Raw genomic sequence first — 11190 nt, 5'->3', positions numbered from 1 at the left:
CCCCCACCCCCCTCCACGATCCCTCTCCGGAAGGCCACGTTCATGGCACCCCCCGAAACGCCGGCGTCCGCGGCGAGCGGCACCGCGCCCCCGGCCGGGCCGACGGCCGCGCCGACGGTGCTGGAGGCCCGCGGCGTCGGGAAGCGCTTCCCCGGCGTGGTCGCCCTCGACGACGTCTCGTTCACCCTCCGCGCCGGCGAGACCCACGCCCTCGTCGGCGAGAACGGCGCCGGCAAGTCCACCCTCATCAAGGTGCTCACCGGCGTCCACCGCCCGGACGGCGGCGAACTGCTCCTGTCGGGAAGGCCGGTGCGGTTCGCCCGCCCCTCCGAGGCGCAGGAGGCCGGCATCTCCACGATCTACCAGGAGGTGAACCTGGTCCCGCTGATGAGCGCGGCCCGGAACGTCTTCCTCGGCCGGGAGCCCAAGAACCGCTTCGGCCTCATCGACTTCGCCCGGATGCACGCCGAGGCCGCGGAACTCCTCGGCGGCATCGGCGTCGCCGTCGACCCCCGCCGCCCGCTGCACACCCTCGGCATCGGCACCCAGCAGATGGTCGCCCTCGCCCGGGCGGTCTCCGTCGAGGCCCACGTCGTCGTCATGGACGAGCCCACCTCCTCCCTGGAGCCGCGCGAGGTCGAGACCCTCTTCCGCGTCATCGACGACCTGCGCCGGCGCGACATCGCCGTGGTGTACGTCAGCCACCGCATGGACGAGCTGTACCGGATCTGCGACCGGGTCACCGTCCTGCGCGACGGCCGGCACATCCACACCGGCCCGCTCGCCGAACTCGACCGCGTGCGGCTCGTGTCCATGATGCTGGGACGCGAGATCTCCGAGGTGCGCCGGCACGGCGTGACGAGCTTCGGCGACGAGGGCCACGACATCACCCGCGAACCCGTCCTGACCGCCACCGGCCTGACCCGCCGCCACCAGCTGGACGAGGTGTCCCTCGCGCTCCACCCCGGCGAGGTGCTCGGCCTCGGCGGCCTGCTCGGCTCCGGCCGCAGCGAGACCGCCAAGGCCCTGGCCGGCGCCCTGTCCCTGGACGCGGGCGAGGTGTCCGTCGACGGCACGCCGCTCGGCCGCCTCTCCTCCGCGAGCGCGATCCGCGCCGGCATCAGCCTGCTTCCCGAGGACCGCAAGGCCGAGGGCATCGTCCCCGGCCTGTCCGTCCGCGAGAACATCGTGCTCGCCGCCCTGCCCCGGCTCTCGCGCGCGGGCATCGTCTCGCGCGAGCGGCAGGACCGCGTGGTCGACATCTTCATGAAGCGGCTGCGGATCAAGGCGTCCGGGCCCGAGCAGAAGGTCGGCGAACTCTCCGGCGGCAACCAGCAGAAGGTCCTCCTGGCCCGCTGGCTCTGCCTCGCACCGAAGGTCCTGCTGCTCGACGAACCCACCCGCGGCATCGACGTCGGGGCCAAGGCCGAGGTCCAGGCCCTCATCGACGAACTCGCGCAGGAGGGCCTCGCCGTCCTCCTGATCTCCTCCGACATCGAGGAGCTCGTCGAGGGCGCCGACCGGATCGTCGTCCTCAGGAACGGCGCCGCCGCGGGCGAACTGGTCGGCGAGAACGTGTCGGAGGAGGCCCTCCTCGCGGCCCTCGCCGACCACGCGCCACCCGCCGGAAGCACCGACTCCACATCGCCCGCCGGAGGCACCCGCCACGCGCCGCCCGCCGGAGAAGCCGGACCCGGACCCGGAACCGGACCCGGACCCGGCCCCGGAACCGGCCCCGTACCGCTCACGAAGACCACCGAGAACCCCGAACCCACCGCACCGGGCGCCCCGGCCGCCGAGGAGGACCCCCGATGACCACCCAGGCCACCGCGGCGCCGGCCCGCGCCGCCGGGACCCGGCCGAACGCCGCCGCGTGGTTCCAGGAGTACGGCGTGTACGCCGCCGTGGCCGCGCTCCTGCTGTTCAACGCCCTGTTCACCGACCACTTCCTCACCGCCGACAACCTCCGCACCCAGCTCGTCCAGGTCGCCCCGATCGTCATCGTGGCCCTCGGCATGGCCCTGGTCATCGGCACCGAGGGCGTCGACCTGTCCGTGGGCTCCGCCATGGCCCTGGCCACGGCGCTGCTGCCGCTCTACCTCGGCTACGGACTCGTGCCCGCCCTGCTCGTCGCCCTCCTCGCGGGCGCCCTCGTCGGCGCGGTCAACGGCACCCTGGTGTCCGTGGTGGGGCTGCAACCCATCGTCGCGACCCTGGCCCTGTTCGTCGGCGGCCGCGGCCTCGCGCTCGTGATGGCCGACGGCCGGCTCAAGCAGATCGTCAACCCCGACCTGCTCGCCCTCGGCACCGGCAGCCTCCTCGGCGTCCCCCTGGTCGTGATCGTCGCCGGAGCCCTGGCGCTCGCCGTCGCCCTCCTCGTCCACCGGACCACCTTCGGCCGCCAGATCGTCGCCATCGGCGGCAACCGGGCCGCCGCCACCCTGGCCGGCCTGCCCGTGAAGCGCGTCCTGACCGGGGTGTACGTCCTGTGCGGGGTGCTCGCCGCCCTCGCCGGCGTCCTCGCCACCGCCCGTCTCACCGCGAGTGACCCGTCCTCGCTCGGCACCCTGATGGAACTCTCCGCCATCACCGCCGTCGTGGTCGGCGGGACCCCGCTCAGCGGCGGCTCCGTCCGCGTCCTCGGCACCGTCGCGGGCGCCCTGCTCATGCAGCTCCTGCGCGCCACCCTCGTCAAGCACGACCTGCCCGACTCCACCGCCCAGATCGCCCAGGCGGCCATCATCGTCGCCGCCGTCTACGTCGCACGGGAGCGCCGATCCCGATGAACCCCACCTCCTCCCTCACCGCACCGGGGACGGGCGCCCCCGCGAAGACCGGGCGCGCGGCCGCCGGGGCCTCCGGCCCGGAACGCCTCCTCTTCCTGGTCCAGCGCCAGGGCGTGCTCGCCGTCCTCCTCCTCGTCGTGGTGATCGCCTCCTTCGCGTACCCCACCTTCCCCACCCTCGACAACGCCCGCGGCGTCCTCGTCCAGGCCTCGTTCCTGGCGATCGTGGCCCTCGGCATGACCCTGGTGATCATCACCGGCGGCATCGACCTGTCCGTCGGCTCCGTCTTCGCCCTCGGCGGCGTCCTGGCCGCCTGGACCTCGCAGTGGGGCCTGCTGCCGGCGCTCCTCGTACCGCTCGTGGTGTGCGGGGCGATCGGCCTGCTCAACGGCCTGCTCATCGCCCGCGCCGGCATGGCGCCCTTCATCGTCACCCTCGCCTCCCTCCTGGGCGCGCGCGGACTGCTGCTCGCCCTCACCGACGAGGGCGCCACCACCCACCTGGTGTCCAAGGGCTCGGCGTTCGCCGAACTCGGCCAGGGCAGCGTCCTCGGCTTCGGCCACCCGATCCTCGTCGCGCTCGCCCTCTTCGGCGCCGGCGGCGTCCTCCTCCAGCGCACCTCCTTCGGACAGACCCTGTTCGCCGTCGGCGGCAGCGCCGACGCGGCCACCCTCATGGGGCTGCCCGTCGCCCGCGCCAAGGTGACGGTGTACGTGCTCAGCGGTCTGCTCGCGGGCTTCGCCGGCGCCCTCAACGCGGCCCGGCTCTCCTCCGGCGTCACCATCATCGGCACCGGCATGGAGCTCGACGCGATCGCCGCCGTCGTCATCGGCGGCACGCTCCTGGCCGGCGGCGCCGGCTCGGTCAGCGGCACCCTGTGGGGCGTCCTGCTGCTCGCCGTCATCCAGAACCTGATCAACCAGATCGGCTCGCTGAACTCCTCGTACCAGTCGGTGGTCAGCGGAGGCTTCCTGATCGTCGTCGTCGTGGCACAGCGGTACGTTTCACGGAGCAGAAGAACGCTCTGACGCCGGAGCCAACCCCACCCGGACCATCCGGACCACCGGTCCGCCCGGTCAGAGCCGAACCAGAGGAGTTCCGTGGGCGTCAGCCTCAAGGACGTCGCGCAGCGGGCCGGCGTGTCGATCAAGACCGTGTCCAACGTGGTGAACAACTATCCCCACGTCACCCCCCAGATGCGCGCCAAGGTGCAGCGGGCCATCGACGAGCTCGGCTACCGTCCGAACCTCACCGCCCGGCACCTGCGCAAGGGCCGCACCGGCATCATCGCCTTCGCCGTGCCCGAGCTCGGCAACCCGTACTTCGCCGAGCTGGCGGGCGCCGTCATCGACGCCGCCGCCCAGCACGACTACACCGTGCTCGTCGACCACACCGCCGGACTGCGCGAGCGGGAGCTGCTGGTCTGCCAGGAGTTCCGCTCCCACGTCATCGACGGCCTCATCCTGAGCCCCATCCACCTGGAGAACGACGACCTGCTCGCCCGGCAGGAGACCTCGCCGCTCGTGCTGCTCGGCGAGCGCGAGTACGAGGCGCCGTACGACCAGATCGCCATCGACAACGTGGCCGCCGCCCGCAGCGCGGTCCGGCACCTCCTCGACCTCGGCCGGCGGCGGATCGCCTTCCTCGGCTCCCGCACCGGCCGCGAACGCCAGCCCGCCCACCTGCGTCTGCGCGGCTGGCGCGAGGAGCTCACCGCCGCGGGCGTCGAGCCCGACGAGGCCCTGGTCGTCGCCACCGACGGCTACGGGCGCGGGGACGGGGCCGCGGCCATGGCGGAACTCCTCGAACGGGGCGCCCGCCCGGACGCCGTCTTCGCGTACAACGACCTGATCGCCCTCGGCGCGATGCGCACCCTCGCCGAACGCGGCCTGCGCGTGCCCGGGGACATCGCCGTGGTCGGCTTCGACGACATCGAGGAGAGCCGCTACGGGGCCATCGGCCTCACCACGGTCTGCCCGGACAAGCGGGCCATCGCCCGGCACGCCGTCGACCGGCTCGTCGAACGCCTCGCGGGCGGCACCGTCACGGAGCCCCGGCGCATCAGACCCGGCTACCGGCTCGCGGTCCGCGAATCCACCGGCGGCGCCCACACGGTCGCGCCGGCCCCCGGGGGAGGGGACGCGGACTGACCGCCGGGGCGGAGCACGACCCGCCGCCCCACCGGCCCCGCCCCCTCGCCCCGGCCCCGCCTCCTCTCCTCGCCCCCCCGAACAGGGCAAGACCCCCGTCACCCACCCGTCCCGAGGACTTCCCATGCCCCGACCCACCGTCCGTCACCGGCCGTTCGGCACCACCCCGGAAGGGGAGGACGTCGCACTCTGGCGCCTCGACTCCCCCTCCGGCGTGTACGCGGAGATCCTCACCTACGGGGGCGTCCTGCACGCCCTCGGCGTCCCCGACACCACCGGCCGCACCGGGAACGTCGTCCTGTCGCTGCCCTCGCTCGACCGGTACGCGGAGAAGGGCCCCTACCTGGGGGCGCTGATCGGCCGCTACGCCAACCGCGTCGCCCACGGCCGCTTCACGCTCGGCGGGGCCGTCCACGAGATCCCCGTCAACGACCGCGGCCACGCCCTGCACGGCGGCCCCGGGGGCTTCGACGGCAGGGTCTGGGAGGCGGAGCCCTTCACCGACGGCGACACGGCCGGACTGCGCCTGCGCCTGCACAGCCCCGACGGCGACATGGGCTTCCCCGGAGCGCTCGACGTCACCGCCGTGTACGCGCTCGACGCCGCCGGCACGCTCGCCCTGGACTGCGCGGCCACCACGGACCGTACGACGGTCGTCAACCTCAGCCACCACGCCTACTTCAACCTGGCGGCCGACGGCGGGCACGTCCTGGACCACACCCTCGGGGTGGACGGCGCCGGATACCTGCCCGTCGACCCCGACGGCATCCCCCTCGGCCCGGTCGCGGACGTCGCGGGAACCCCCTTCGACCTGACCTCCCCGCGCCGCCTCGGCGACGGCGTCCTGGCCGGCGGGGACGAGCAGGTCCGCCGCGCCGGCGGCTACGACCACTGCTGGGCGCTGTCCGGAGGGGAGGCGGGGGAGACCGCCGCACCGCGCCGGGCCGCGCGGCTCGCCGCCCCGGGCGGCACGCGCGCGATGGAGGTGTGGACGACCGCCCCGGGGCTCCAGGTCTACACCGCCAACCAGCTCGACGGCACGCTCACCGACCCCGGGGGCCGCCCGCTGTCCCGCCACGGGGCGGTGTGCCTGGAACCCCAGCACTTCCCCGACGCCCCCAACCGCCCCGCGTACCCCAGCGCGGTGCTGGAGCCGGGGACCACCGGCCGCCGCCGCACCGAGTTCCGCTTCCCCGGAGCGGCCCGGTAGGGCCGGGGGAGAGCGGACCTCAGTCCTCCGGGGGCTTCTCGGTGACCCGCGTCCCCGGGTGCGCGAGGGCGAGGAGGAAGGCCACGGCCAGCGCGATCGCCATGCCGTAGAAGACCCACTGGTTCGCCTCGGCGAAGTCCATCCGGATCGCGTCCCCGGCGCCCCGCAGCGCCTCGGCGACGGGCCCGTCCCCGGTGGGCGCCCGGCCGTCCGGATGGCCGGTGACCGCCTCCGCGACCCTCCCGGCCGTCGCCTCCGCCTCGGCCGGCGGCAGACCGCGCTCGGTGAGCGTGTCGGTGATCCGGTTCGCGGAGACGTGCGCGAGGACGGTGCTGAAGACGGCCATGCCGATGGCCGCCGCGTAGTTGCGGACGGTCTGGGTGATGCCGGTGACCTCGCCGTACGAGGCGCCGATGGAGCGGTTGACGGCGTCGGTGGAGGCCGGGGCGAGCAGGAACCCGATGCCGGCGCCCGCCATGGCCGCGTACGGCCACTGGTCGTGCATCGACAGGTCGGTCAGCTTCTGGGCCCACAGGTAGAAGCCGACCGCGCCGAGCGCGCAGCCGATCTTCATGGCCGGGCGGGCGCCCCGCTTGTCGAGGATCTTGCCGCCCCACTGGGAGGCGATGCCGAAGCCGATGAAGAAGTACAGCAGGAACAGCGCGGCCTGGTTCGGCGAGGCGCTCAGCGACACCTGGGCGTACACCGAGGCGAAGAAGAACACCGGCACGAAGGCGAGCATCGCGAAGAACAGCACGAGGCTGTCGACCGTGAACGCCCGGTCCCGGAAGACGTCGAAGTTGATCAGCGGCTGCGCGGTGCGCCGCTCGTAACCGTGGAACAGCACCAGGACCACCGCGCCGCCCACGACGCAGGCCCAGGTCGCGACGCTGCCCCAGCCCCAGGACGACGCCTGCTGGAAGCCCAGCACCCCGAGCCCCATGCCGACGGCGACCAGGACGGCGCCGACGACGTCGAGGCGTTCGCGGCGGCGGCTCTCGGGGACCCGGGCGAGCACGGTGAGCACGATCGCGACGACGGCGACCGGCACGTTCACCCAGAAGATCGCCCGCCAGGTCCAGGCGGTCAGCCAGCCGCCGAGCAGCGGGCCGATGGCGGTCAGGGCGCCGGAGAGCCCGAAGAAGAGGGCGAGCGCCCGGCCGCGCCGCTCCACCGGGAAGACCGCGATGACCACGGCGAGCGCCGCCGGGAACATCAGCGCGGCCCCCAGGCCCTGGGTGGAGCGGAAGACGATCAGCCAGGTCAGCGCGGCGTCCCCGGACGGCACGCAGCCGCAGAGGGCCGACGAGACGACGAAGAGCAGGGTGCCGATCAGCATGACCCGGCGGTGCCCGAAGATGTCGGAGAGCCGCCCGCCGAGCGCGAAGAACGCGGCGAGGGAGAGCAGATAGGCGTTGACGACCCACTGCATCCCGGTGGCGGAGAGGTCCAGCTCGGCCGTGATGTTCGGCGCGGCGATCGAGACGATCGTCTGGTCGATGAACGTCATCGACACCGCGAAGAGCATGGCCGCGAGCGCCAGTTTCTGGCGGGGCGCACGCGAGGCGGCAGTGCCGGCCCGCGTGGCCGTGGAGTTACCAGCCATACCTCGATGGTCGCCCCGGACCCCCGGGTGTGCATGCCGAGCCGTCGCGGGCCCGGTCCCGTCGGACCGGGCCCGGCTTCCGCTCAGCGTCCGTGGACGCCGATCTCGTTCAGCGAGTACCGGTTGTCCGTGGCCCGCTCCAGGCACGTGATCCGCACGTAGCGGGCGTCCCCCGCGGCGAAGGCGCGGTTCTCCACGCCGCCCCGGCCCGCCGTCGTCGTGTGGACCGTCCGCCAGGACGCGTTGTCCGCCGACACCTCGATCCGGTACCTCCGCGCGTACTGCTCCGACCAGTCGAGCGTCACCCGGCCGACCCGGCGGACCGCCCCCAGGTCCACGGTGATCCACGCCGTCGCCACCGTTCTGCTCGCCCACCGCGTGGACGGGTCCTGGTCGACCGCCTTCCGCGGCGGGTACGAGACGACGACCGCGTCCTGGTGGTCGGAGGCCGTGGCGGTCGCGCCGGCGGCGAGATTCGCCAGGGCGTCCGTGCGGCGGGCCGGGAACTCCACCACCTGCTGGTAGGTGGGCCGGTTCTGCCACGCGATGCGGGGCACGGTGATGCCGCCCATCGCCCGGTGCGCGATCGAGTCGGCGCACACCTGCTCGCCTGCGCCGCAGTACTTGTCCGCGGGGTAGACGGCGCTCGCCGGGGCCGCCGTCGCCGCGCCGAGCGCGGCGAGCAGGATCCGGCGGCACTCGGTCACCGATCCGGCGCCGCAGTACGTCCGGTCGAGCGGGCTGCCCACGGTCCGGCCGAGCACCGACCGCAGGTCCTTGTCGACGTACGACCACCAGCCGTGCTGGAACGCCGACCCCTTGTGGGCCTCGCCCGCCGCGATGCCCGAGCCGCCCGGGCCGCCGCCGTTCTGGCCGCCCGACGGCGACTCGTTGACCGGGGCGACGGCGGTCAGGGCCCGGTAGAGGTCGGTGCCCAGGGCGGGTGTGAAGGCGCCCTCGACGAGCAGCGGCCACCAGGCGTCCAGGATCCGGATCGCGTCGGCGTGGGCGTAGACGCGCGACCCCTTCGCGGTCTCCCGGCGCTGGGAACCGGCCGCCAGCCAGGCCCGCAGCTTCGCCACCGCCGCGGCCTGCTCCGGGTCGGCGACCGGCGCGGTGCCGATGACGTCGAGCAGTTCGGGCAGCACCCGCTCGGCACGCAGGTCGACGGTGGCGGCCTCCTCCATGGCCTTCACGAGCGCGGTGCGGGTGACGCCGCCCGCCGCGACGAGGGCGGCGACCCGGGTGTCGAGGAGGTCGGCCCGGTGCACCGCGCCGTTGCCCCACTCCGAGGCGAAGCCCTTCGCCTGCTTGTTGTTCCAGCTGACGTAGTAGTCCTGGTCCACCGACTGCGGGTGCTCCGAGGGCGGGGTGACGTCCGAGGTGTTGGCGACCGGGTCCCAGTTCCGCCACTCGTACCCGGTGCGGGCCAGGATCGGCTGGTCGGGATCGGTGTTCGCGGCCCGCACCGGGTTGACGCCCGAGTTGTAGTAGGCGGTGTGGTCGGCGTCCGCGTAGAACCAGTTGAAGGTGTAGCCGACGTCCCGCGCCGCGTTCTGGAACGTCTGCGCGGAGGTGATCTCCGCCGGGTCGTTGAACCGCTGGAAGCCGACCACCGAGTCCAGCTCGTGGTGGTAGGTGGAGCGCAGCGCGGTGAACGCCACCGGCCTGCCGCCCACCGTCCCCGTGTGGGTGACGATCCCGTACGCGCTCCGCCGGGCGACGAGGTCGTACGCCCCGGCCGCCGTCGGGTCCGCCGTGGTCGGCGACCAGCTGTTGCGCTTCGCCAGCGTCTCGAAGGGGGTGCACGCCCCGCGCAGCAGGTAGTGCGCGGACTCCGTGGTCGGCGTGGCGCCCGAGGGCTCGCACAGCTCGACCGCGAAGGTGTCGGTGATGTCCTGGTTGGCGGAGGTCGCGCTCCAGGAGTAGTCGAGGCCGCGGCCGATCTCCACGTAGAAGCTGAGCCCGGGGAACGAGGCGCCGCGGGCGCGCAGCCCGGGACCGTCCAGCTCCTGCACCATGAGCAACTGCGGGGCGTAGTAACCGGTCTGGGGCCCGTAGACGGCGACGGGGTGCCCGGAGGCGGTGTGCGCGCCGGACACCACGAGGGCGTTGGACATGCCCTTCCTCGCGGTGATCAGGTCGGCGGGCAGGACCCCCTCCGCGCCCGTGGCGGCGGCCGCGGTCGTGCCCGTCCCCGTGCCGTTCCGCGCGTGGGCGAAGGCCCGGACCGTGCCCCGGTCGGGGGCCGCGACCCCGGTCGGCGAGGGCGGGGAGACCGCGTACGGGTAGGTGCCGGCGTGCTGGGTCGTCACCGCCTCCGTGTCGTTCTGCGCCCGCCACGCGGTGTACGCGGCGTCACCGGCCGCCGTCCCGTAGCGCTGCCGGAACTCCAGCCGGGCCAGGGCGTTCTCGACCTCGCCCCCGCCGCCCCCGCCGAAGATCGCGCCGACGACGGAGGCGATGGCCACCACGTCCGTCGCGGTGAAGTACGCGATCCTCTTCCCGTGGCCGGTCAGTTCGTACTCGCCGGGATAGGAGTTCGCCCCCAGCGTGTCGTCGATCCACTTGTTGACGCCGGCCACGTAGTCGCGGATGTCCTCGTGCGCCTGCGCGCCCCTGGGGCCCGAGGCGCGCACGCGCTCCAGCTGGGCGGCGAGGTCGGCCTCGGTGTACGGGGCGACCGCCCACAGGCTCTGCTCCAGGGCGCGGTTGCCCGCGGCGCCGCCCGCGAACGACGACAGCTCACCGCGTCCCACGTGCCGCAGGACGTCCATCAGCCACAGCTTGTCCTCGCCGGCCGCGTACCCGGCGCCGAACTCGGTCCCCGCCCGGGTCGTCCCCTTGATGTGCGGGGTGCCGGTCGTCTTGTCACGGGTGATCGTGACGTCCGCGCGCGGTGACGTGACGCTCTCCACCTGCCCGGCCGGCACGCCCAGGGAGGCGTCGTTGAAGTAGGCGGCGAGCTGGTCGGCCGTCAGGCCGGAGTACTCGTGGAGCAGGTTGTCGTACGGCTCGATCTGGTCGGCGGAGTGCTTGGGGCGGGTGCCCACGGTCTGGTGCAGCAGGATCCCCGCCAGCGTGGCGTGGCCGTTCTGCCCGGCAGGGAGGATGTCCTGGCACTGCCCGAGGCAGGGGTCCCCGGCGACGGGGAGGGGATCGACCCCGGCGGCCGCCCGTGCCGGGGCGGCGACGGCCGGCGGGGCGAGGAGGGCGGCCGCCGCGAGCAGCGTGACGAGGGCCGTGCGGAGTCTCGGCCGGCGGCGCGGCGAGGAGGGGGCGGGGGCAGGGGGAGGGATCACCGTGGCCTCTTCAGCGAAGGGATACAGGAACGCATCGTGGGGGGCGCGCGGGAACAGTAGTGCCCCGCGCGTCCCACCAGGAGTCCCCGGACGGGGTTGGCCGTACGACTGCAACACGCCCGTCACATGAGGATCA

The 11190-nt window shown here is 74.0% G+C and carries 7 protein-coding genes; 5 read left to right on the top strand and 2 right to left on the bottom strand.

Annotated elements, in window-relative coordinates:
* The first annotated feature begins 42 nt into the window (after positions 1-42).
* The 5 genes from ADL08_RS17425 (at position 43) to ADL08_RS17405 (ending at position 6146) form a co-directional block, all read left to right on the top strand.
* Positions 43-1815: a sugar ABC transporter ATP-binding protein gene (locus ADL08_RS17425; RefSeq protein WP_078968547.1), complete on the top strand. Its 1773-nt coding sequence runs from the start codon at positions 43-45 to the stop codon at positions 1813-1815.
* Positions 1812-2786, top strand: a complete 975-nt coding sequence (locus ADL08_RS17420; protein WP_053643923.1) for an ABC transporter permease — start codon at positions 1812-1814, stop codon at positions 2784-2786. Before ADL08_RS17425 ends, ADL08_RS17420 begins: the two co-directional genes overlap by 4 nt.
* A complete protein-coding gene (locus ADL08_RS17415) occupies positions 2783-3814 on the top strand; it encodes an ABC transporter permease (RefSeq protein WP_053643921.1) in 1032 nt (343 codons plus the stop codon). Before ADL08_RS17420 ends, ADL08_RS17415 begins: the two co-directional genes overlap by 4 nt.
* 72 nt (positions 3815-3886) lie before the next feature.
* Positions 3887-4936, top strand: coding sequence for a LacI family DNA-binding transcriptional regulator (locus tag ADL08_RS17410; RefSeq protein ID WP_053643918.1), 1050 nt, complete (start codon positions 3887-3889; stop codon positions 4934-4936).
* A 124-nt stretch (positions 4937-5060) separates the two neighbouring features.
* Positions 5061-6146, top strand: a complete 1086-nt coding sequence (locus ADL08_RS17405; RefSeq protein ID WP_053643916.1) for an aldose epimerase family protein — start codon at positions 5061-5063, stop codon at positions 6144-6146.
* Positions 6147-6165: 19 nt separating this feature from the next.
* Here the strand turns inward: ADL08_RS17405 and ADL08_RS17400 are convergent, their stop codons facing one another.
* Together ADL08_RS17400 and ADL08_RS17395 are read right to left on the bottom strand one after the other, a co-directional pair.
* Positions 6166-7752 carry an MFS transporter gene (locus tag ADL08_RS17400; RefSeq protein WP_053643915.1) on the bottom strand — a complete coding sequence of 529 codons (1587 nt, stop codon included), beginning with the start codon at positions 7750-7752 and terminating at the stop codon, positions 6166-6168.
* An 83-nt stretch (positions 7753-7835) separates the two neighbouring features.
* A complete protein-coding gene (locus tag ADL08_RS17395; protein ID WP_234352166.1) occupies positions 7836-11054 on the bottom strand; it encodes a penicillin acylase family protein in 3219 nt (1072 codons plus the stop codon).
* Positions 11055-11190: the final 136 nt, after the last annotated feature.

Source organism: Streptomyces sp. NRRL F-6492 (assembly GCF_001280125.1).
Lineage (GTDB): Bacteria > Actinomycetota > Actinomycetes > Streptomycetales > Streptomycetaceae > Streptomyces.
The sequence above is the reverse complement of the archived record's forward strand: the minus strand, read 5'-3'. Positions and strand labels throughout refer to the sequence as shown.

What these genes read in the sequence shown, in the direction of transcription:
- ADL08_RS17425 (WP_078968547.1), top strand. Translation starts at nt 43, where the DNA reads ATGGCACCCCCCGAAACGCCGGCGTCCGCGGCGAGCGGCACCGCGCCC.
- ADL08_RS17420 (WP_053643923.1), top strand. Translation starts at nt 1,812, where the DNA reads ATGACCACCCAGGCCACCGCGGCGCCGGCCCGCGCCGCCGGGACCCGG.
- ADL08_RS17415 (WP_053643921.1), top strand. Translation starts at nt 2,783, where the DNA reads ATGAACCCCACCTCCTCCCTCACCGCACCGGGGACGGGCGCCCCCGCG.
- ADL08_RS17405 (WP_053643916.1), top strand. Translation starts at nt 5,061, where the DNA reads ATGCCCCGACCCACCGTCCGTCACCGGCCGTTCGGCACCACCCCGGAA.
- ADL08_RS17400 (WP_053643915.1), bottom strand. Translation starts at nt 7,752, where the DNA reads ATGGCTGGTAACTCCACGGCCACGCGGGCCGGCACTGCCGCCTCGCGT.